The 23,316-nt window shown below is 42.6% G+C and carries 15 protein-coding genes; 4 read left to right on the top strand and 11 right to left on the bottom strand.

Annotated elements, in window-relative coordinates; translation table 11 throughout:
* Positions 1-94 precede the first annotated feature (94 nt).
* Complete coding sequence (locus VER99_RS15375) at positions 95-2,005, top strand: beta-glucoside-specific PTS transporter subunit IIABC (RefSeq protein WP_020333854.1); 1,911 nt, start codon at positions 95-97, stop codon at positions 2,003-2,005.
* Between the two features lie 25 nt (positions 2,006-2,030).
* Positions 2,031-3,500: a glycoside hydrolase family 1 protein gene (locus VER99_RS15370; protein WP_020333855.1), complete on the top strand. Its 1,470-nt coding sequence runs from the start codon at positions 2,031-2,033 to the stop codon at positions 3,498-3,500.
* Between the two features lie 187 nt (positions 3,501-3,687).
* Here the strand turns inward: VER99_RS15370 and mqo are convergent, their stop codons facing one another.
* The 11 genes from mqo to VER99_RS15315 form a co-directional block, all read right to left on the bottom strand.
* Entirely contained in the window at positions 3,688-5,289 is a 1,602-nt protein-coding gene (gene mqo / locus VER99_RS15365) for a malate dehydrogenase (quinone) (protein WP_020333856.1), read from the bottom strand.
* A gap of 407 nt (positions 5,290-5,696) precedes the next feature.
* Positions 5,697-7,130: an aspartate ammonia-lyase gene (gene aspA, locus VER99_RS15360; protein ID WP_020333857.1), complete on the bottom strand. Its 1,434-nt coding sequence runs from the start codon at positions 7,128-7,130 to the stop codon at positions 5,697-5,699.
* Between the two features lie 202 nt (positions 7,131-7,332).
* Entirely contained in the window at positions 7,333-8,826 is a 1,494-nt protein-coding gene (putP, locus tag VER99_RS15355) for a sodium/proline symporter PutP (protein ID WP_020333858.1), read from the bottom strand.
* A 66-nt stretch (positions 8,827-8,892) separates the two neighbouring features.
* Positions 8,893-9,582, bottom strand: coding sequence for a hypothetical protein (locus tag VER99_RS15350; protein WP_020333859.1), 690 nt, complete (start codon positions 9,580-9,582; stop codon positions 8,893-8,895).
* A 2-nt stretch (positions 9,583-9,584) separates the two neighbouring features.
* Positions 9,585-12,731 carry a bifunctional proline dehydrogenase/L-glutamate gamma-semialdehyde dehydrogenase PutA gene (putA, locus tag VER99_RS15345; protein ID WP_024372956.1) on the bottom strand — a complete coding sequence of 1,049 codons (3,147 nt, stop codon included), beginning with the start codon at positions 12,729-12,731 and terminating at the stop codon, positions 9,585-9,587.
* A 187-nt stretch (positions 12,732-12,918) separates the two neighbouring features.
* Entirely contained in the window at positions 12,919-13,725 is an 807-nt protein-coding gene (locus VER99_RS15340; RefSeq protein WP_020333862.1) for an AraC family transcriptional regulator, read from the bottom strand.
* Between the two features lie 232 nt (positions 13,726-13,957).
* Entirely contained in the window at positions 13,958-15,010 is a 1,053-nt protein-coding gene (locus tag VER99_RS15335; protein WP_155521829.1) for a hypothetical protein, read from the bottom strand.
* Between the two features lie 50 nt (positions 15,011-15,060).
* Positions 15,061-15,645, bottom strand: a complete 585-nt coding sequence (locus VER99_RS15330; protein ID WP_152490550.1) for a type 2 periplasmic-binding domain-containing protein — start codon at positions 15,643-15,645, stop codon at positions 15,061-15,063.
* A gap of 436 nt (positions 15,646-16,081) precedes the next feature.
* Positions 16,082-17,803, bottom strand: a complete 1,722-nt coding sequence (locus VER99_RS15325; RefSeq protein ID WP_020333865.1) for a tyrosine-protein phosphatase — start codon at positions 17,801-17,803, stop codon at positions 16,082-16,084.
* A gap of 473 nt (positions 17,804-18,276) precedes the next feature.
* Complete coding sequence (locus VER99_RS15320; RefSeq protein WP_020333866.1) at positions 18,277-19,617, bottom strand: aminotransferase class I/II-fold pyridoxal phosphate-dependent enzyme; 1,341 nt, start codon at positions 19,615-19,617, stop codon at positions 18,277-18,279.
* A 110-nt stretch (positions 19,618-19,727) separates the two neighbouring features.
* Entirely contained in the window at positions 19,728-20,564 is an 837-nt protein-coding gene (locus VER99_RS15315; RefSeq protein WP_020333867.1) for a LysR family transcriptional regulator, read from the bottom strand.
* A gap of 162 nt (positions 20,565-20,726) precedes the next feature.
* On the opposite strand from VER99_RS15315, the gene amaB reads away from it, so the two are divergent.
* Positions 20,727-22,271 (top strand): L-piperidine-6-carboxylate dehydrogenase, encoded by a 1,545-nt coding sequence (amaB, locus tag VER99_RS15310; RefSeq protein WP_020333868.1) that lies wholly within the window; start codon positions 20,727-20,729, stop codon positions 22,269-22,271.
* A gap of 182 nt (positions 22,272-22,453) precedes the next feature.
* Positions 22,454-23,248 carry a DUF1338 domain-containing protein gene (locus tag VER99_RS15305; protein ID WP_020333869.1) on the top strand — a complete coding sequence of 265 codons (795 nt, stop codon included), beginning with the start codon at positions 22,454-22,456 and terminating at the stop codon, positions 23,246-23,248.
* Positions 23,249-23,316: the final 68 nt, after the last annotated feature.

The following is a 23,316-nucleotide window of genomic DNA, read 5'->3' as shown; positions in this document are numbered from 1 at the left end:
GTCCACGAGGCTTGTTACTGTTAAATCAGGCAAACACCAGAGGGATTATTTGCTGCTCTAGCAGCCAATTTTCATTTCTTTCTGGAGACATACCATGTCAAATAAAGAGTTAGCTAATCAAATTGTACGGTTAGTGGGTGGTGACGATAACATCACCGTTCTTTTTCACTGCATTACTCGATTAAGATTCAATTTAAAGGACTTGTCGAAGGCAAATAAAGACGCTATCGCTGATCTCGATGGTGTATTTGGTACCAATCTTTCAGGCGATCAATTTCAAGTTATTCTTGGTGATAGAGTCAGCAAAGTTTGTGATGAAATATACACAACAATTCCACGCTTACGTAAATCATCACAAGAAGGCTCTGCTGAAAACGAAACTGCGGAGAAATCTGGGAAACTAGCTTTCCTGATGGAAACAATCAGTGGTATTTTCTCGCCGATTATCCCTGCGATTGCCGGTGCTGGTATCCTTAAAGGTATACTGGCGTTATTGCTAACATTCGATATTCTTCCAAAAGACAGTCAAAACTACCAGATACTGAATGCTATCAGTGATGGTGTTTTTTATCTGCTACCAATTGTGTTGGCTCACAGTTGCTCAGTACGTTTTAAATGTAATTCTTATGTAGCAATGGCAATTGCTGCCGCTTTGTTTCATCCAAGCCTATCTGGACTCTTTGCGGCAAGTAAACAAAGCGGTATAGACATTAGCTTCTTTGGTCTGCCTATCACGCCAGCATCTTACGCATCTTCGGTTATCCCAATTATTTTAGCTATTTGGCTCATGTCTTATGTTGAAAAGTTCATAGACAAATTTATGCCAGGCTCGTTGAAAACCATGTTTGTCCCGTTATTCACACTTATTATTGTTACGCCAATTACATTAAGCGTATTAGGGCCAATTGGTTTGTTCTTAGGTGGGAATCTTACTGGCGGTGTATTGTGGTTATTGGAAAACATGGGATGGCTTGCCGGGTTGATCTTGGGCGGTACGATGTCAGTATTAATCATTACCGGCATGCATTACACCCTTGTGCCTGTTATGGTAAATAACGTCAGTACGATGGGATTTGATCCAATTAAGCCATTATTCTTTGTGGCCAACCTTGGTCAAGCGGGTGCTGCATTCGGCGTCTTTTTAAAAACAAAAGATAAAAAAATGAAATCGCTTGCTCTTTCAGTGAGTCTTACAGCAGCAATGGGTATTACTGAACCTGCAATGTATGGTGTCAATATCCGTTTGAAAAGACCGTTCTTTGCTGCACTAATTGGTGGAGCTCTAGGTGGGTCTTTCGCAGTCACAGCTGGTGTAAAAGCATACGCCTTCACAATGAGTGGTTTACCAGGGCTACCGGCATTAGCTGGTCCTACATTCTTCTATGCCATCGGTAGTATGTTGATTAGTTTTGTCGCTGCAGCTGCGATTACTTATGTGGTTGGTTTTGAGGATAAACCTAGTTCCACGGAGAAAGAAGCATCGGTGAACAAAACTCCGGCTTCTGTTGTAACGCAAGCAAAAGAAGCAGTAAAAGCTCTTGCTCAAGAAACTATCTTCCCTCCAGTTAAAGGTGAGTTTGTCAAGTTAGAGAATGTCAGCGACCCGGTCTTTGCGACGGAAACTTTTGGTAAAGGACTGGCCATTAAACCATATGAAGGACTTGTAACTTCTCCTGTTAATGGTGTGGTGACTTCTATATTCCCAACGAAACATGCAATTGCAATTACTAGTGACAATGGGGCAGAAATTCTAATCCATATTGGCATTGATACGGTGAAACTCAACGGAAGGTACTTTTCTTCCAATATTGAGGATGGAGACACTATTACCCTCGGTCAGCCACTAGTCGAATTTGAACTAGAGTCACTTGAAAGAGAAGGGATTGATACCAGTGTCATCATGGTCGTAACCAATACGTCCGACTATCAAGAGTTCACTCTTAACGAGAGCATCCGAGAAGATGAACACGTCATTAAACTGGCCGCTCAACCAAGTTTTGCTTAAGGCACCAACAGATTAAGGAATAGCAATGAACACATTAAAAGGTTTCCCAGATAATTTTCTATGGGGCGGTGCGACCGCTGCAAACCAGATTGAAGGCGGATCAGATCAGGACGGTAAAGGCTTATCTGTTTCTGACGTCTACATTTTTGACGACAAAGCACCAAAAGAAACTTGGTCTAACCAATGGTTTATGATGACCCATGATCAAGTAAAGGAGGCGATGGACCCTAATTCAACAAAGTACTATCCAAAGCGTCATGGTGTTGACTTTTATAACCGTTATGAAGAAGACATTGCTCTCTTTGCCGAAATGGGTTTTAAGTGCTTCCGTATGTCTCTTGCTTGGACTCGTATTTTTCCGAATGGAGATGAAGCAGAGCCAAACCAAGCTGGGTTGGAGTTTTATGACCGTGTTTTTGAATGTTTAGAAAAACACAATATCATTCCTATCGTTTCACTTTCTCATTATGAAATGCCGCTAAATTTGGCCGTAAACCACGAAGGCTGGACTAATCGCGAAGTAATTGATCTTTATCTAAAGTTTGCAACCACAGTATTCGAGCGATACAAAGATAAAGTTAAGCACTGGATGATGTTTAATGAGATAAACTGTGTCAAACATCACCCTTATGTGAGCGTGGGAATAATTGAAGAAGGTCATCCAAATATTGAACAAGCGAAATACCAAGGTGCCCACCATCAGTTTGTAGCAAGTGCATTAGCGGCTAAAGCGTGTCGAGAAACTATTTCTGGGGTTCAGATTGGCTACATGATTAGTTATCAAATGTTGTATCCAAACACTTGTCGCCCGGAAGACGTGCAGGCTTGTGAAGAGCAACAACGAGTATCGTTGTTCTTCTCTGATGTATTAGCCCGTGGTGCGTACCCTCCATACGCAGAGCGCATGCTGAAAGAAAAAGGCGTCATACTTAAAAAACATGTTGGTGATGATGAGATTCTTGCGGCGTATACCGTCGATTTCATTTCGTTTAGTTATTACATGTCGAGTACTGTTAGTGCTAACCCTGAACAACTAGAAGGTGCTCAAGGTAACCTCATCACGGGTGGTATTAAAAATCCTTATTTACCAAGCAGCGAATGGGGATGGCAAATCGATCCGAAAGGCTTGCGTTTGGCTCTAAATCAACTCCATGACCGTTACCAAAAGCCTATTTTTATCGCAGAAAATGGCTTAGGTACGTCAGATAAAGTGTCAGAAGACGGCTCAATTCAGGACGACTATCGTATTGATTATCTTCGTCAGCACATCGAGCAGATGCGAGAAGCAATTAACGATGGTGTTAACCTGTTTGGTTATACATGGTGGGGACCAATGGACATCGTCAGCGCGAGTACAAACCAAGTTTCAAAACGTTATGGTTTTATCTATATCGATCAGGATGATAACGGTAATGGGACTCGTGACAGAAAACGCAAGAAAAGCTTCTTTTGGTACAAAAAAGTTATCGCGTCTAACGGTAGCGATTTAAGCTAATCCCCCTAAAACAAAGCTGCAACGTCGTTGCTCTTGATACGTTTGCAGCTTTGCTTTTGAACCTATTAAGCTACTGTTTTATAGAAAGCGGTAGTTTCTTTCACATTAGAGAAATAGCCTAACATTTAACCTTGCCACTTCGCGTTCTCGCTAACGTTGGGGGTATAACGACCAAAACCGTAAGGCGTTAAGCTCGGTAGGCAAAAACTGGTTCGTTTTGCTCCACTATACTTTCCTTACTTGAGCGAATTTCAAGTAAATCCTGCTCTAAGTGCAGTGTTTCGCTCGTTTTACGTAAAATTTCTTGATTCAATTGAGGGTGTTCGATTAATGACAACCCATATGAAGGAATCATTTCTTTAATCTTATGCTTCCACTTATCTGAAGCCATCTCGTCACTAAAACAACGTTCAAGTAATTGAAGCATTATAGAAGTTGAAACAGATGCACCTGGTGATGCGCCTAGTAAGGCGGTGAGGCTACCATCTTCTGCATGAACAAGTTCAGAGCCGAGGTGTAATTCACCTCCTTTACCGGGTACATGCTTGATGATCTGTACCCGCTGACCTGCTTGTAATAAAGACCAATCACTGATCTCTGCCGACGGAAAAAATTCTCGCAGTGCATTCATTCTGTCTTCATTACTTTGTGTTAACTGGCCGATGAGGTATTTAATAAGATCGAAGCTCTTCAGCCCAACTTGTGTCATTGGCAGTAAGTTTGATGGGCGTACAGATTTAAATAAGTCTAATAAGGACCCGCTTTTCAGAAACTTACTCGAGAAGGTTGCAAAGGGGCCAAATAGAACCACTTCTTTTCCGTCTATGACTCGGGTATCCATATGTGGCACTGACATGGGCGGGGCACCGACGGGCGCTTTGCCATATACCTTTGCTTTATGGGCACTAACAATGTCCGGTTTTTCGGTCACTAAGAATTGACCACCGACAGGAAAGCCACCATAGCTTTTGGCTTCTTTAATTCCTGACTTTTGCAGGAGCGTAAGGGATGCGCCTCCTGCGCCTATAAATACATATTTGGTATGAACAGTACGCGTTTTGTTGCTACTAAAATCCTTCACTTTTAATTTCCAGGTACCATCAGTCTGGTGTTTCAGTGAACGGACTTCGTGTTGCAAGTTGAGTTTGAAGTTGTGATTTGTTCCCAGCGCGTCAACCATGTGATGTGTCAAAGCGCCAAAGTTCACATCAGTACCAAAACGAGAACGGGTGGCCGCAACAGGCTGGCTTGGATCGCGGTTTTCCATCAGTAATGGAGCCCAAGAGCGGATCTGTTGTTCATCTTCTGAATAAACCATGCCATCAAAAAGAGGAATAGTTCGAAGCAATTTGAAGCGTTTACGCAGAAACTCGACATTGTTTTCGCCAGTGACGAAACTCATATGAGGAGCACTTTTGATAAAGCTACCAGGGTTACTAATTGTGCCTTCCTTTACCAGATAGGACCAAAACTGACGAGACAATTGAAATTGTTCATAAATATCAACAGCTTTACCTATCGTGACCTGGCCATTCGGCATCTCTGGCGTATAATTAGATTCCGCAAGAGAGGCATGCCCCGTTCCGGCGTTATTCCATGCGTTGGAACTTTCTTGAGCGACATCATCAAGGCGCTCAAACATTTCTATTGTCCAGTTGGGCTCTAGTTGTTGGATGAATGTACCGAGCGTCCCGCTCATGATACCTCCTCCGATTAAGACAATATCAACCATTTTTTCTCTGTTAGAACTGAGCTGGTTAAATTGATTTATACCAGTTGCGTTGTTCATTGGGGTGTAATCTCTCTAAAATAACAAGTAGTTGAAAGTGACGGGTACGTAATTGACTCTAAAAAGTATTACGTGTTTGTTCTTATTGTTAAAATTGCTTCAGCCGATAAGGTGTTAGGTCGACTATTGGACTGCGATTCACCTTGCCGTAGTCCTTGTACCAAATCTATGCCCCGAGAAAGCCGTCTCTAAAGTTATTCAGTGCCTCTTGATTGAGCTCACTTTAAACTTCTTACGATAAATCCAGACTATAGATGAGTGATCGAGAACAACAGGACATCGGCTGAACCACTTGAGTGCTTGATGGAACAGGTGTATTCACAGACATCCAACATAGTAAATAGGATGTCTATGAACCAATTAACGTATGAAATGCTATTGTAATTCTAAATACTTACAAAGATTGATCACGATTGGGTAATGGTTGCTTTATATTTCGGGTAAATGAGGTTATTCATGGAAAATATTTCATTGACTTGATCCTCAGTTAATAAGTTTTTCTCAAGGACCACCTCTTTTACATTACGTCCGGTTTCAATACAGACTTTACCTACAGAATCACCTAAATGATGGCCAATGTATGGATTTAAGTAGGTCACCAAGCCGACGGAGTTGAGTACATAACTTTCACAAACTTGTTTATTGACCGTAATGCCTTTCACGCATTTGTTTGCAAGAGAGATACACGCGTTATCTAGTAGGCTCATTGATTCAAACAGGGATTGGCAGATCACGGGTTCCATGACATTCAGTTGAAGCTGTCCTGCTTCGGCCGCTAGAGTGACGGTCGTATCGTTGCCTATGACTTTAAAGCATACTTGGTTTACCACTTCTGGAATGACAGGATTGACTTTGGCTGGCATTATCGATGAACCAGCTTGTACTTGAGGTAAGTTGATTTCATTTAATCCCGCTCTTGGGCCAGAAGAGAGGAGTCTGAGGTCATTACATATTTTAGATAGTTTTACTGCTAATCGTTTTAATGCGCCATGAACGGTTACATATGCACCGCAATCAGAGGTTGCTTCAATTAGGTTTTCTGCAAGTGTACATTCATAGCCAGTAAGCTCAGCTAAGTGTTTTACTGCGAGTTCCTGAAATCCATCAGCGGTATTTAAACCCGTACCTATTGCAGTACCACCTAAATTGACTTCAAGTAGTAGTTTGCTGGAGTAACGCAGGTTTTTAATTTCTTCATCTAGTAAGGTGCCAAAAGCCATAAACTCCTGCCCTACAGTCATCGGCACTGCATCCTGAAGCTGAGTTCGGCCCATTTTTATTACGTCATAGTATCTAAGACTTTTTTCTTTAAATTCACCTTTTAAACACTCTACCGTGTTGATAAGTGTTTCTACCCTTTTATAAATTGCAATTCTCAACCCGGTAGGATAAGCACAATTGGTTGACTGACCCATATTTACATGATCATTAGGGCTTAGTTGATGGTAAGCGCCTTTGCAGCTTCCCATCAACTCGAGTGCTACGTTGGCGATAACTTCATTAATATTCATATTAATGGAGGTACCAGCACCACCTTGGTATGCATCTGTGATGAAGTGATCTAACCAACTATCATCGCCTAAGATTAAATCGCAGGCTTTAACGATGCATTCACCTAATGGCTTCGGTAACGAGCCTAGTTCCATATTAGCGATTGCAGACGCTTTTTTGGCGCAAACAAGGCCATATATCAGTTCTGGCATGTCTGATATTTTTTCGGCTGATATTTTGAAGTTTTCAGATGCTCTTAATGTGTGAATACCATAATAAGCGTCATTGGGAATGTCCCTGACTCCGAGCAAGTCTTCTTCTTGTCGAACTGTACTGCTTCCTTTCATCATATTCTTTACCTAAAAATGTAATTGTGTCGTTAGAATTTACTGTTGAGCTGAGCCTTAATTCTATTGATGGCGGGGATAAAAACTTGCAGAAAACTCTTGTGTATTTGTAGAAATATGGGGATTAGGAAATAAAAAATGCCGCTTGTTTAAATACAAGCGGCATTAAAAATAATGAACATTATTTGGATGTTTTTGCGCGATATTAATCTAGTTCTACGAGTAGTCGCTTATAGGTTTCATGCTGCTCAACGACGGCTTCATGAGGTTGTTTTGTTAGTATGCTCATAGATACGCAGGCTAACGTAGATAAGATAAATCCTGGTACAATTTCATAGACATCAAACCAACCGCCAGTCAGTTGTTTCCAAATGACGACAGTTACGCCGCCGACAATAATGCCGGCAAGTGCGCCGTTTCTGTTCATACGTGGCCAATACAAACTGAGTACGATAACAGGGCCAAATGCCGCACCAAAACCTGCCCACGCGTAAGAAACGAGACCAAGCACAGAGCTGTCTGGACTAAGCGCTAATAATAGCGCCAATATTGAAATTCCTACGACAGCAAACCGACCAATTTTCACAACGTCATCTGATGTCGCATCGGGCTTAAATATCTGTTTGTAGAAGTCCTCTGCCAATGCAGAAGAGGACACCAATAGTTGTGAATCGGCTGTACTCATCACTGCGGCTAAAATTGCAGCCAGAAGGATGCCCGCCATCACAGGATGGAAGGTTACGTTGACCAGCACCATGAATATTTTTTCACTATCCGCTAAAGGTGTGCCAACGGTGTTGGCCTGATAGAGTAGCCCGACTAAGCCGACAAGGATTGCACCGACCATTGAGAAAAAGGTCCAGGTGACTGCAATGCGGCGAGCGGTAGTCAGATCCTTATTTGAACGGGCTGCTTTAAAGCGTGCCAGAATATGCGGCTGACCAAAGTAACCTAACCCCCAGGCCATCAGCGAAATAATGGTAATAGCGCTTAAAGGCTCCCCGGAGGTGTTGTTCCACAAGGTGAGCAGTTCAGGGTTGATAGCGGCAAGATCGTATTCCATTTTTGAAAAGCTGCCGTTCATCGCCGCAATTGGAACAATCATCAATGCCGCCGCCATAAGGAGCCCCTGAACCAAGTCTGTCCATGAAACGGCAAGAAAACCACCAAAAAGCGTGTATGAAATGACGCAAATAGCGCCGAGCGTTACCGCGTATGTATAGTCTAGTCCAAAGACCGTTTCGAACAATTTTCCTCCTGCGACAAGGCCAGAGCTGGTGTAAAAGAGGAAGAACAGTAGGATGAAAAAGGCAGAAATGGTCTGAATCAATTTAGATTTGTCGTGAAAACGGCGGGAGAGGTAGTCGGGGATGGTTAATGATTCCGTTGTAATACTGTACGTTCTTAACCGTTTCGAGCTAATTAGCCAGTTTATCCATGTGCCTCCCAGCAGTCCTGCCGCGAGCCAGATGGATTCAATCCCTGCTGCGTAGGCATAACCTGGCAAGCCTAGAAGCAACCAACCACTCATGTCAGAGGCGCCGGCAGAAAGAGCAGCAGGCCAGGGACCTAATGTGCGCCCGCCGAGGAAATAATCGCTGGAATTTGATGTACGTAAGTACGCCATAAACCCAATAGCAAGCATCACAAGTAGATAACTAATAAATGTGGACGTTATAGCGAAGGCGTCGTCGGTCATAATACTATCCTCCATGATAGTGTATAAGCGCTCTCTGAGTGAGATTCTCTGAGAGCGCTGAACTGATTAATGGGTGGTGTTGCCAAGTTCGAGCAAAGTAGCATTCCCACCGATGGCAGTGATATTAATGGAACGTACTTTTTCGGTGATGAAACGCAACACAAGCATTGGATCTTTAGCGTGAATAAGCGCTTCAAGGTCGGTTTCCGCGACCAGACTAGTAATCGCATTTGGACGCATTGATAGCGCTTCATTTATTTCAACCGTCTTAGAAGCGTTGCCGATGAAAACGAAGTTTCGTATATCGTGGGTCATTAACTCATGATAGCCATCCTTAGGGATGAGGCTAACTAAGCCTTCCGGCAAGAGTTGCTCATATTGATGCGTTTTCATGACATCTTCTACCCATGGGTTGTTACTGCAGATGATTACGCTGTTACCTGTCGCTACAAGGGCTGTCATCATTGCCATAAATGCCAGTTGGCAATTTGGTGCATCCGAATCGATCAGTAAAACGCTTACTCCCCGGCCTTGGGTATAGAGTTCATTCGTCTCTCCAGTTGGACTCACCAATGACTGCGTCGGAGCAATGGATAATTCGGCGTGAGTGAGGTGGTACTGCAATACGTTTTGTAGTGCTTTTGGCAGCTGACTTCCTAAACCAACCAGTTGCTCTTTTCTTAGCGTAAAATCCGTTAAACTCCATTGCCCAAATGCAGAAGAAGAGGCGTTATAAATATCTAATAGTGGTTTCATCTTCACTCTCCTTGCTGGCTTGATGATGAGCTAATAGGGTCATACTTCACTTGTGTGAATCTATATAGATAGTTGGGGCCTCCAGCTTTAGGTCCTGTACCGGATAGGCCTTGGCCTCCGAAAGGCTGAACGCCGACTACCGCACCCACCTGGTCGCGGTTGATATAACAGTTGCCAACCCTGGCATGTTTCTCAATCCATCTGTAAGTGGTCTCATTTCGGCTGTGTATGCCAAGTGTCAGCCCGTAACCCATCGCGTTAATCTCTTCCACCAGTTGGGGAAGTTGATTCGCCTTGAAGCGAACGATATGCAGAATAGGGCCGAAGTTCTCCTCTTTCAGGATGGATAAGTTGGAGATTTCGAACGCGGTTGGAGTGACGAAATCGCCTTTTTCACATTGAGCATTCAGTGGAAGCTGTTTAACCAGGCGTTGTGTTTTGTTCATCTGGTCGATGTGGCTCAGTAGTATATTTTTGGCTTGGCTATCAATTACAGGGCCCACGTCTGTTTCGTGTAGGTAGGGTAGCCCAACCGACAGTTCATCCATCGCACCTGATATCACTTCGATGATGTGGTCCGCGATATCTTCCTGAATACATAAAACACGCAATGCAGAGCAGCGTTGACCTGCGGATGCAAATGCCGAGCGAAGTACGTCTCTTACAACCTGTTCGGGCAGGGCAGTACTGTCGACGATCATGGCATTTTGTCCGCCCGTCTCAGCAATCAGAGGTACGGGTTCCACAGATCTTTTGCACAGTGACTGATTTATTCGCATCGCAGTCTGTGTTGATCCCGTAAAGGCTACGCCTGCGATTCTTGTATCAGAAGTCAGGGTGTTGCCTACTTCTGCTCCTGTTCCGGGTAACAGCTGGAAAACACCGTCAGGGAAGCCTGCCTGTTTGATCAGTTCAGTCGCTTTCGCAGCAATAAGCGAGGTTTGTTCCGCTGGCTTCGCAATGACGCTATTACCTGCCATTAGCGCAGCAGTTACTTGCCCCAGGAAAATCGCCAGAGGGAAGTTCCATGGACTGATACACGCGAACACGCCACGACCATGACGGCTCACGGTTTGAATCTCGCCGTTGAAACCGGCAGTATTTGACGTCAAAAATACGTGCTTTTGATTCGCATAAAAGCGGCAAAAATCGACGGCTTCACGAACTTCATCTATTGCATCATGGATAGTTTTACCTGCTTCTTTATGACAGATAGCAACCAGTTCTGCCATATTGAGCTCAAGTAAATCCGCCAATAAGTTTAAGTGACTTGCTCTTTCCTCTACCGGGGTACGCTGCCAGGCTGGAAATGCCGCTGATGCTGACTCAATCGCTTGTTCAACATGCGCTTTGCTCGCATAGATGACACTGCCTGCTTTAATTGTTCGATCATAGGGCGCGGTAACAGTAACTTCGTCTGAACCTGATGCAACTAACTTTTCATACAAGGATTTGCCACCGATAATTGGGGCGGCCGTCCACTCTTTTTCCATATGTACCGCGACATCGGTTTCAAAAGGCTCGCGTTCGCTATCAATATCGATATTGATTCCGGTCGAGTTCTTTCTATCAGGGAAAATATCAGGGGGTAGAGGGATCGCTTTATTGTCAAAAGACGGCTTTTTAAGTAATTGTTCCACAGGGTGTTGAGTGAGCAGCTCTGGTGGGCAGCTTGGGTCAACAAGACGGTGCACAAAAGAACTGTTTGCTCCGTTTTCTAGCAGGCGGCGTACCAAATAAGGAAGGAGATCTTTGTGGCTTCCTACCGGAGCGTAAATACGTACATTAGAGCCGTACTTTGTCATTACATGGTTATATAGCGCTTCGCCCATACCATGTAAGCGCTGGAATTCATAGTGGCTCTCTTTACCCATAACGGCAATTGCGGTAACCGTTTGAGCATTGTGACTGGCAAACTGAGGGTAAATATTGCGGTTAACTTCTTTACTCAGAACAAATCGAGCGCAAGCCAGATAAGAGACATCAGTTCCTTCCTTATGGGTAAACACCGAATAATTATCATAGCCGCCTTGTTGTGCCAATTTTATCTCGCTGTCCCAATACGCGCCTTTCACCAACCGTACAGGAATCATATCGCCCTGATCTTCCGCTAGTTTATTTAGCCAGGCGAATACCGGAAGTGCACGTTTAGCGTATGTTTGTACAACAAGACCAAACTGTCCCCAGCCTTTTATTACCGGGTGTTGGTAAAGCTTTTTGAAAAGTCGTAAGGACAATTCAAGACGGTCCATCTCTTCTGCGTCAATAGTCAGAGGTACTTCAAGTTCTCGGGCTCTTTTGGCCAACGTAAGCAGGGTCGAGAAAAGTTCGTCCATGACTCGCTCTTCGTTTGCCACTTCGTAACGAGGGTGTAGCGCAGACAACTTCATTGAGATAGAAGGCAGGTGGCCTTTATGCTTTTCCTGTTTACCGATTGTTTCGATTGCCGACATGTAATCCTGAAAGTATTTTTTTGCATCGTTACTTGTCAAGGCTGCTTCACCTAGCATATCAAAAGAAAAATCAAAGCCCATTTCTTGCTGTGGTTTCCCATTTTTCTGCGCTTCCGGGATAGTGCGACCCAGAACAAACTGTCGGCCTAGAATCGCCATCGCTTGGTTCATCGCATGACGAATCATCGGCTCAGACAGTTTATTGACAAGTCTTGAAAGCGCTTTAACCGGGGGAGTCGATTCTACCTGTTCTAAGCTACAGATTTTGCCTGTGAGAATGAGCCCCCATGTAGAAGCGTTAACGAAAGAAGAGTTACTGCGTTTTAGGTGGGACTTCCAGTCGGCAACGGCTAACTTATCACGAATTAACGCATCGGCTGTTTCTGCATCCGGGATTCGCATCAAAGCTTCGGCGAGACACATCAGTAAGATACCTTCTTGAGTATCTAAGCTGTATTCCAGTAGCAGAGCATCAATCATTTGAATTGATGTTTTATCGGCACGAATTGCAAGGATCAGCTGATTCGCTTGTTGCTCCATTTCAGTCTTTTCTGATTTTGACGGCGTCGCCAGAGGAATGAGTTCCTGCAAAATTTTGGTTTCATTAGGCATATAAAGCGATGAAATAATCGCTTCCAATTCATCAAGGGGCTTTTCTGTCATCCCTGCGCCCAGCAGTTCGTTTGTTTTTAACATTTTAGTTACCTCATCCATGTTCTTTTGAACTTAGTAACCAGTGTATGAATGCCAAAGATAAAAACTTGCAGAAAACTCTTGAAGGTTTGTAAAAAGCTAGCGAAAAAGGGTGTTAAACGAAGGGCTAGAAGGGGAGGGATAACCATAAGTGGCTGCCGTTTAGCAACCACCTACGAAGTATTATTCATTACGATAAATAGCTTTTTCTGTATTGGGATGGTGAAACACCCACTTGTTTTGAGAAAGCGTGAGTAAAGGTGCTATGGCCTGAGAACCCGGATAGGTGGGCTACGTGGCTGAGACTAAAAGAGCCATGCTCCATTAAGCTCTTAGCATATTCGATTCGTTTCTGAAGAACATACTGATGGGGCGTTAAGCCGATACTTTCTTTAAACTGATGATGGAACTGGCTTTCACTCAGAAATACGCTGCCTGCCAACTGGCTTACCGATATCATGCTGTTTATATGTTGCTCGATATAGCGGTCAATAGCCTCAATATCTAGTCGACGTGAGCGTTTCTGCGACTGAAAGATCTGAATGTGTCTATTTAATAGCGCAATGATAGTGTTGTTGCAGCTCTGACCAAGCAGGTAGTCGTCAGGGTGGGACGCGATTTCCGCTGTTAGTAGTTTGATTAACTGGCGTAGCTGGCTGTCTATCTGAAAGTAGTAATTATTGTGTGCAAGTTCGTTTATTTCTTGCAGGACCGCCTTATTCGTTTCAGTTTGTGCAATTAAATTGAGCACAAATATATCTGAAGGTGACTTAACTCCACCAAACGCGTGGTCAGAGCTTTCTGTGATGATACAGCCCTGTCCAGGCAATATACGATTACCGTTGCCACTTATATCAAACTCTACGGTCCCGTGTATTCCAATCACAATTTGCAGATGATCATGTGCATGGTCGTCGATATCGGTGGTTAGGGTGATTAACTCAGCCGGTTTAGGCTTACAGACAGAATAATCACTCGTTAGCATTTCCGACAACATATCTATTCACCTTTTGTAGTACATAACAATCGTGAAACAGGAAAGCTAGATTCGTGCCTATATAACGTTAAATATGAAAATAAATTATGTCGTTGTTTATTTTGGTAAAATTTGGCGATGTGAACAGTTTCTCAAATTGGGTAAATCAAATGCCTATTAATTAGCAGGCAGCATTGCACAAATATGGTGCATCTTGCTAGAAGCCTAAAATATATAAATTTTGTTTTTTGAATTACAAGAGGATTAGACTTTTGGCTTCCATTCGAAGTCTGTATGCAGATTGATTAGAGTCAGGTCTCTTAATTGTTTCGAAGCCGCAAAGCCCAGCTAGCTCTGGTGGCAGGTGATTATTCAGTGCTTCTTTAATTCTATTCCGGTTTTTATCGAGTGTCTTTGCTCTCAAGCCATGTTGCTCCAGCTCTTTTAACGCTCGTGCATGTCCACCGTATTGCTTCATTAGTGAGATAAGCTCTTGAGCAAGTTGCGTGTCAGGTCTGTTAGAAGGAGGATTAGTTATCCACCCTTCAGACTTATGCAGCTTTCTGTAGTTGGCGTACCAAAGCCAATAGATAGCGGGAGTGCTAGCTATTTCGATGTTCAAATTCGATAAAGAGACTTGGATTTCATCATTTTTTACAGAGAATTTGAGCTCTAACGGCGATACTACGTCTTGTAACAATAATTCCAGTGCCTTCGGGGTTGTGATGGCTTGCTTATCTAATCGTGAATGTAGATAACATAAGTCTTGTGAATTGATGTGTACGTTCGTCGTAAAGCGTAAAAGCACACTTTTTATCTCAAATTGACTAAGACGACAATTTTCATCAAGCGTCAACAATTGAAACAGCATCAAGTTTTGCTGGTTTAGGGGGCGTGGTGCGGTTATCCAAAGTAGAAAGATTAAAAGGCTAGCAATAAAAACACTTAAGAACCAACTTGAAGTTTTTAAACTGCATCCTACGTACAAATCAGTGTGCTTAACGTCGTCTTTAAGCAGTGGAAAGTAAAGATCTAGCAACACAATGTCTCGGTTACCTTCGGACAAAAATAGTTGGCAATTTTGATAAAGTTGCCATTTGTTGTTTTCTACAACGTTAGAAGTATGGTGTTGCAACTGAGCCAAAAATATTTGTCTTTTTTCTACTTGCGCAGAAGATGGATTATTTTTCGTGTACTCCACTAATTGCTTATAAGGGAATGAGCTTTTCGCAAAATCATCGTATTGTTTTATTGTCCAGTACCGACCTGAGAATAGACTGATACTTAACAAAGCAAGTACAACCACAAGTAGTTTCAGCGAAAAAATGAGTACTTTATGGTAATTGTTCGGAAGGATCATAACTGGTGTTCCTTTGCTTTAAGGGTGAACACCGTCATTATTTTGTCTTTGATTAAAGCTAAAGGCAGGGTTTCCACTAAGTCACTACGTAAATACCAGCCCCCGGCACTCTGATTACTGACTATTAACGTTTGTGACAGAAGGGGTATCTGATCTAAAAGAGGGCTATGATTACTATCCGCAACTATATCGACTTCTTTTTCAAGCAGAGCCTGTCGAAAAGCTTGGCGAGTCGGGTAATACTTAATCTCAACTGACTCTATGTTTATTTGTCGTGATTTCAACCATTCTAGAGGCGCTTGATATGCAGAACGGCTAAAGTTGTTACTCAATAATCCAACGCGATGAGTTGTAAAGAAAGAGTCAATGTCATCCACAGGTAGGGCTTCATGGCTAAACCAAAAGATATCGTAACTTGGCATTGATACTATTTCGCGATAGTAGTGCTTATAGTCAGGGGTTAAACCAGCTAAAAAGTAGTCTCTACTCCACATCAGGTCGACTTTTTGTTGATAGATATCCTGAGGTGAAAGGTCATTTACATTAATCCATCTATACTCAATATCACCAAAATCTTCCATGAGTTTAGGCTCTTGACATAAATTGGTTAAAATAGGTCTTGCAAGCAGGTCATATCCTAAGATCGTAAATGTAGGTAGGTTGATATTCTGTTCGAAATTGTCATCACCCAAGACTTGGCCGCAATTGAGTCGATTGAACTCGGGTTTCGTTGAGAAATGAAAGTCTGGCACTTGCGTTTTTATCAGTAGAATTACCACTAAAATAAAAATAGTCGTTGAGTACACCCATGGTGTTAAGGCGTTGTTCCACAAGCGTAGTATGAAGTCAGACATAACAAAGTAGATTCAGTAAGGTCACGACACCCTAAAGCACCCCGGTTACATATTTATTACATGCAGTGTAATTGTTATAAAAGTTAGAGGCAGGATGATAATTTTGAAAAACCGCCCCGATATGCGGAGCGGTTTTGAAGGACTGTAGTACGACAAAGAGAATTTATTTAATTAAATAGTTTTGTTGCATTAACTCAATATCTACACCGAGTACTTGTAGGAAAGTGTCCATATCGCCGTATTCACTTTCAACCACATCAAAGAATGCATTGATGTAGGTCTCTCTCGCGCCCATGTTATCAAGAATAGTTTGGTATAGTGTCTCATCGTTATACATTGTCGCCATATAACGAGCCATTTGTTCACCATATTCAGCTAAGTATTCGTTTGTTGCTAGGTAATCTTTAATGATTACATCTCGTGATACACCTAAAGATGATAAGACTAACGCAGTTGTCATACCGACTCTATCTTGTCCCCCTGTACAGTGCCATAACGTGGTTTTATTTGATTCCAGTAAATCGAAGATTTCCGTCCAGTTTGCTATTCTTTGCTCATCTATATAGTTGTAAGCAGAAATCATTTCGGCTTCGTTATCGAAATTAGGATCTCTTAAATTATTGACCCATTGGTCAACTAGATTCACTTGTACTGCGGAAGAATTATCGTTCTCCGCTTCTGGGACTAAAGGTAAATGATAAACATCGATAGTGTCTGGAATATTATCTGGCTTGTCTAACATCTCCCCCTTTGTGCGTAAGTCAACTAATTGTTCGATACCCAAATCCGTTAAAATCTGCTTGTCGCCTTCAGTCAATCCTGAAAGCTCACCGGAGCGGAACAGTTTACCTTCCAATACTCGCTTGTTGTCAGCACCTACATAACCACCTAAATCACGGAAGTTATCTTCGCCTATTAGCTCAATGTGGTGTTCATCGGTGTAAACAACGCTACTAGGTAATCCTTCGCCAACTAAGTAGTGTTCACGCATTGCGTCAATATCGACATCGAGTTCGTTACTTAAGAACTCATCAATACTACCGTATTTAGTTTCAATGTCAGTAAAGAAGTGTTCAAGATACCCACGCTTAACTAGCATAGATTCAGTATAAGCATCGACGTCTAGCTCTGGTAGATATGGCAAGATTGACTCTGATTGTGCGTATTTATCCGCGTAAGTGTACTCATTGGACATCAAGTAGTCAGAAAAAATGTCATCCATAGACACGCCTAGTGAATACAGGATTAATGCCGCAGTCATACCAGTACGATCTTGACCAGCAGTACAGTGCCATAGAGCAGGAGTATCGCTATCTTCAAGTAAGTCAAAGATCGCTCTCCATTGAGAGATCATATGCTCGCTAGGTTCGTATGATGGATATATCCAAGATGATAGATCGTAGTTGAAGTCAATCGCAATTTGAGCGTATTTAGCAAGTACCTTAGGATCTGTAAGGTCCTCTTTTTCATCTTCATCTGTGTCAGTAAGATCTGATGGTAGCTCATTAATAAGAGAGAAGTTGGTATATTCAATTTCTTGAGATATGGCATCTGGATTACTTGCTGCTTCAGAAGGACGGCGTAAGTCGAAGATACGAACCAGACCAAGAGCTTCTAGTTTTTGACGGTCTTCATCAGTCAGTGCCGAAAGCTCACCAGAGCGGAATAGTTTGCCAGAAGCAACACGCTTATTGTCGGCGCCTACGTAGCCACCTAAATCACGGAAGTTATCTTCACCAGTTAATACAACATGGTGTTCATCGGAATAAGTAGCGCTAGCAGCAGCTACGTCAGTTTGTGTTGTGCCGGTTTCACCATTACATGCCGTAAGCATCGCGATCATTGCTGAGATGGACACTAACTTAAATGTTGTTTTGATATTCATACATTACCTTGCTTATTGGTTTTTTACTCTGGTTTATTGAGTTGCGAGTAATTTTTGAATAGAAATGTTTCGTTTTAGTTACATCGTTCAGTTGCAAGGGGAAAAGGAACATTCCAAAAAAATAAGTACTAATTATCAATTAGTTAAATAATTCCTTTCGAGATACGATCAAGTGTTTGGAATATTCCTAAATAGGAAAATTGGCTTTAAGGCTGAGAAAATAGATCGGTAAGCAATGTGACCACTCTAAAAAGTGAATGATACGTTATTTTTGAAGTTGTAAACGCCAAGGAGAGGCATGTGAATTTTGGATACAACGCAAGGAACAATTCAGATGGGTAGTAATCTATTGCTTAGGCTAGAGAGTTTGTTATAGGACGTACATTCATTACTTATAACAATAGTAAATGAAAATCGAACATGTTGGATGGCATAACTAGAAAGCTGCTAGTTATGCCATCTTAATGGTGGAACTAATTGCTATTAGTCGACATCGACCGATTAAATAACTTCAACCTAGATTCAAGAGTAACTAAATCTGACTCATGGACTTTTGAAACACAAGCACGTAACCCATCATTTCGCATTGACCCTGTATTCATCAATGATATAGCACTGATACCAAAATACAGTAGAGCCTCCATCAACTCGCTGGAACTCAAACCGGGGTAGGCAAATGTAAAGTAAAATCCATCGCCGATATCTTGATTAATATCTTTGTCGTAAACAATATAAAAGCCATTATCAGTAAACATCTTTTTCATGGTTTTTGCTCTATTTTCATAGACTTTAGTATCGAGCAAAAACGGAACATTCCCATTATTCGTTGCTTCCAGAAGTGCGCTAAAACCGTACTGAGTCGAATGAGTCACGCCTGAAGATAAAGATGCAAAAGCACCAAACACCATAGCCTGATGAAATTGTTCAAATCCTAATACAGGTTTTAGTTGTTCAAAGCAGCGTTCTGCCAAATGGTCGGAGATAACCAAACTGGCTATTCGCTGGCCTGCATAACTGAACACTTTTGAGCCTGAAATCATCAAAATATAATCTTTGGCATATTTAGCGATGCTTGGCTGAAACGGTGCTTCACCCGGGACAGAGTAGTCATTGCGATAGTCCATTCCAATGTAAGCTAAATCTTCAATGACAATTACATCGTAGTTTGCTGCTACTTCAGCGATAATTTTTAGTTCTTGCTCATTAAAACAAATCCATGACGGATTATTTGGGTTGGAGTAGAGCAGGGTAGTAAAAATACCAGTGGAGAGTTTTTCTTCTAAAATAGAGCGTAATGCTTCGCCACGATGTTCATAAACATCAAAGCTGTCCCAGGTTTGTCCTAAAGCCGTCACCTGAATTTTCTGGTTAGGAAAGCCAGGATCGATAAACAGGGTTGCACCATCCTGGCGAACTCTGTTGGCAACCAGAAACGCTGCCATTGCGCCCTGTCCGGAGCCTACGGTTGGATAACAGTAGGCAGGGTTAACGTCGACATCTAAAAACAGTTTGCAAAAGCGCGAGATTTCTTTTTTAAGTACTGGAATACCGTCTAGCGGAGGGTAAATAGAAGTGACACCACTTTTAAGCGCTGCAATTTCTGCATCGATACCGATTTGCGGTGTATCAATACCGGGTACGCCCAATTCCATACGGATAAATTTTTCACCACTGTCGTTTTCAATCTGTCCGATTAAACCAGCTAAACGGCGAATTGAGGCATGAGCTAGGGACGGTATTTGAGCCGAATCAAGAACTCGGTTTACTGAAGCATAAGGTATTGGTGTCTTTATAAGACTAAAATCAAACGGCATGAGACTTCCTTGTAAGCAGTTATTTTTGCTTAGGCTACGCTCACACCGTATGTTGAAAAAATAGTATTTTTCTTTAACTGCTATAGAAAAAACATTTAGCTCATTCAGAGTTAATCCATTATCAATTTAGCCTGGTGTATCGCTTTTAGAATATCTGGAGAAAGTGCATGCTTTTTGGGGTAAGCAAAACCAATGACTCGCTCCAGCTCTATGTCTGCTAACGGACGCGTTATAATGTCGTCTCTTTTTGAGGTCGTATACGAAGGAACGATAGATACCCCAAGCCCTGCGGCAACTAAATCCAGTGCATACTCTTCTGTTTTGACGGTTGCTCTAGTTGCGAGGGTAACTCCTTTGTTTTGCACAGCAAACCGCCACGCATCGTCTATATCGCAGGGCTGACGACTAATAAATGAAACGTTGTCGAGCGATTCAAACGGAATCTCTTTTAAGGCGGTTAGTGGGTGTCCTTTCGATAAGGCGAGGACATAATTATCGGCCCACAACTTTTGAAATACTTCCTGGTCCGTGACTTGTGTGGCTGAGATAATCCTTGCATCGCAGGGTTCACTGACATCAACCAATTCCAGTTCTAGTCCCATCACAGAGTCAATCAGTGCTTTGACAATCATACTTACCCGTTCACTGCCGAGAAAAGGACTCAACGCAAGCTTGAGGGGAATTCTCTCTTCCCCTTCTTTAAACAGACCTTTTATTTCACCAATATCTGCCAGTACTTTCAGTGCTTTTGGATATAAAGCACTCCCGGAAGGCGTTGGAGTAACCCCTTTGGCATGTCTTACGAACAACGTGCATCCCAATTCTGTTTCAAGTTGATTAACGGCTGCAGAGATGGAAGGTTGGGCAACAAAACAACGTTTTGAAGCAGCACTGAAACTTAATTCTTCATAGACAGCGACAAAATATCGTAACGACCGAAACATCATAAGAAGCTCCCTCTTCTAATACGGGTTCAAATTCGAACTCAGACTATAGAGAAATTCTAAGCTATAGGAAAGATCTATACCTAATGTAAAAAATCGATATTTTACCAATAGCCAGTGTCTGTTTAATCTCTAAATCGTACTCAGCCTCAAGGAAGAATCAACATGACTAAATCTTATCTAGAAACGCTTGGACTAAACGCATTTATTGAAAACAATCAATATGCCAGTATCATTTCAGGCACAGTAACAGAGCAGGGAAATGGCAAATCATACACAGCATATAGTCCGGTAGATGGTGAAGCTTCATCTTCCTTCCTACTTGCAACTGCAGAACAATTTGACTCATTAACAGAGCGAGCGACTGACGCTTTTAAACAGTGGCGAACTGTCCCTGCACCTAAGCGCGGTGAATTTGTACGTATTATCGGTAATCTGGCTCGCGAATATAAAAATGAACTGGCTGAAGTTATTACACTAGAATCAGGTAAAATTTTCCCAGAAGCATTGGGCGAAGTTCAGGAATGGATTGACGTCTGTGACTTTGCTGTTGGTTTATCTCGTCAGCTTCATGGTTTAACTATTGCCAGTGAACGCCCAGGGCACAGAATGATGGAACAATGGCTTCCACTTGGCCCAGTCGCGGTAATTTCTGCATTTAACTTCCCTATGGCAGTCTGGTCCTGGAATGCGATGCTAGGTCTAGTTGCTGGTGACAGTATTGTGTGGAAACCTTCAGAAAAGACCCCGCTTTGTGCGCTTGCTATTCAGGCCATTGTTAATAAAGCACTAGAGCAAATGCCTGAAGTACCAAAAGACGTATGTAGCGTAGTCATCGGTGACGCGGAAATCGGTAAAGTAATGAGTGCTGATAAACGTTACCCACTTGTATCTGCAACAGGTTCTACCGCTATGGGACGAAATGTAGCGCAAGTCGTTGCTGGTCGTCTGGGACGTTCTCTACTGGAGCTCGGTGGCAACAACGCCATGATCGTATCTAAAGATGCAGACATCGAGCTAGCGTTACGTGCCATTGTGTTTGCTGCGGTAGGTACAGCGGGTCAACGATGTACAACACTACGTCGCTTAATTGTTCATTCTTCCGTTAAACAGCAACTTGTTGAACGTTTGATTCAGGCTTACTCATCACTACGTATTGGTAATCCTCGTGCAAGTTCAACATTGATCGGCCCGCTGGTGGATGCTCAGAGCTACGAAAATATGCAGCAAGCGCTTAACGATGCGAAAGAGCAGGGCGGGACAATTTGTTACGGCGGTGACCGTGTTACATCAGATGTGCCTGAGAATGGCTATTATGTGAACCCTGCTATTGTTGAAATTCAGCATGATGCGCCGGTTGTTCATCATGAAACCTTCGCGCCGATTCTTTATGTCATGACTTATGAAGAAATTGAAGAAGCACTAGAAATTCAGAATGAAGTACCTCAAGGTCTGTCTTCTGCAATCTTTACTGAAAATATGCGTGAAGCTGAGATGTTTATGTCTCCAGAAGGTTCTGACTGTGGTATTGCTAACGTCAATATCGGGACATCGGGCGCAGAGATTGGTGGCGCGTTTGGTGGCGAAAAAGAAACGGGTGGCGGTCGTGAATCTGGTTCGGATGCATGGAAAAACTACATGCGCCGTTCAACGAATACAATCAACTATGGTGGTGATTTACCACTGGCTCAGGGTATTGTTTTTGAGTAATCAATTCGGCAGTACATACCGGTAAAAATAATTAAATCAGTAACTCAAAGGCTGCCTGCCCATACGTATTGCGATGAATCAGGTAGCCTTTTTTGTACCAGAAAGCCAATCAGCTCCAAACATTGCGCGGAGCATTCAATCCAATAACTCGATACTATAAGTATCTAACACAAGGAGGCGTTATGACGCCAGATACTCTTTTTGAATCTCTGTGGAATGACTACATTCAGCGTCTCTGCCCATCTGCAGAGAAAGTACAAAAACTGCTTCAGGAAGATGAAGCTTTGATTAACGATCACATTGCTTTACGTACATTCAATGTTGAGCCTTTAGGTATATCCACCCTTGCTAAACCATTTTTAGCGTTGGGTTACAAAGAATGTAATGACTATGTGTTCGAAAGCAAAAAGTTGGTCGCCAAGCACTATGAGCATCCGGATACTTTACAACCCAAAGTCTTTATTAGTGAACTAAAAGTAGAAGAGTGTTCGACGGAGCTACAACGAATAGTTGAAAAACTAGTCGCGCAAGTCGACAGTTTAAAATTAGAAACTGAAACTTTCTTATATGGTGGCCGACTCTGGGACCTAAGTTACGAGGACTACCTGACTTTAGCAAAAGAAAGCGAATATGCATCCTGGCTTGCTGCACATGGATACGGTGCCAACCATTTTACGGTTAGCGTCAATCAACTCCAATCTCACACACAAGTTATTGATGTGAATAACTATTTGATAAATGCGGGTTTTGTCATTAACGAATCTGGCGGTGAAGTTAAAGGGTCTCCTGAAGTGTTACTTGAGCAGTCTTCAACGATGGCCGATAAGGTGCCTGTGAAATTTATTGAAGGTGCGGAAATTGTTCCTGGCGGCTTTTATGAGTTCGCGAAACGTTATGTTATGGCGAACGGTGAACTGTATTCTGGCTTTGTCGCCGCTTCCGCGGATAAGATTTTTGAAAGCACTGACGCTAAGTAAAGTTTATTAATTCGATATCATCGTTTTACCAAACAAAGGCCCTTGATAACTAAGGGCTTTTGTGTGTA

This window comes from Vibrio natriegens NBRC 15636 = ATCC 14048 = DSM 759, assembly GCF_035621455.1.
GTDB classification, from domain to species: domain Bacteria; phylum Pseudomonadota; class Gammaproteobacteria; order Enterobacterales; family Vibrionaceae; genus Vibrio; species Vibrio natriegens.
This window is presented reverse-complemented; position numbering and strand designations above follow the sequence as displayed.

Coding starts and splice junctions, on each gene's coding strand:
- VER99_RS15375 (WP_020333854.1), top strand. CDS start 95: ATGTCAAATAAAGAGTTAGCTAATCAAATTGTACGGTTAGTGGGTGGT.
- VER99_RS15370 (WP_020333855.1), top strand. CDS start 2,031: ATGAACACATTAAAAGGTTTCCCAGATAATTTTCTATGGGGCGGTGCG.
- mqo (WP_020333856.1), bottom strand. CDS start 5,289: ATGAACAACGCAACTGGTATAAATCAATTTAACCAGCTCAGTTCTAAC.
- aspA (WP_020333857.1), bottom strand. CDS start 7,130: ATGATGAAAGGAAGCAGTACAGTTCGACAAGAAGAAGACTTGCTCGGA.
- putP (WP_020333858.1), bottom strand. CDS start 8,826: ATGACCGACGACGCCTTCGCTATAACGTCCACATTTATTAGTTATCTA.
- VER99_RS15350 (WP_020333859.1), bottom strand. CDS start 9,582: ATGAAACCACTATTAGATATTTATAACGCCTCTTCTTCTGCATTTGGG.
- putA (WP_024372956.1), bottom strand. CDS start 12,731: ATGTTAAAAACAAACGAACTGCTGGGCGCAGGGATGACAGAAAAGCCC.
- VER99_RS15340 (WP_020333862.1), bottom strand. CDS start 13,725: ATGTTGTCGGAAATGCTAACGAGTGATTATTCTGTCTGTAAGCCTAAA.
- VER99_RS15330 (WP_152490550.1), bottom strand. CDS start 15,645: ATGGAAGATTTTGGTGATATTGAGTATAGATGGATTAATGTAAATGAC.
- VER99_RS15325 (WP_020333865.1), bottom strand. CDS start 17,803: ATGAATATCAAAACAACATTTAAGTTAGTGTCCATCTCAGCAATGATC.
- VER99_RS15320 (WP_020333866.1), bottom strand. CDS start 19,617: ATGCCGTTTGATTTTAGTCTTATAAAGACACCAATACCTTATGCTTCA.
- VER99_RS15315 (WP_020333867.1), bottom strand. CDS start 20,564: ATGATGTTTCGGTCGTTACGATATTTTGTCGCTGTCTATGAAGAATTA.
- amaB (WP_020333868.1), top strand. CDS start 20,727: ATGACTAAATCTTATCTAGAAACGCTTGGACTAAACGCATTTATTGAA.
- VER99_RS15305 (WP_020333869.1), top strand. CDS start 22,454: ATGACGCCAGATACTCTTTTTGAATCTCTGTGGAATGACTACATTCAG.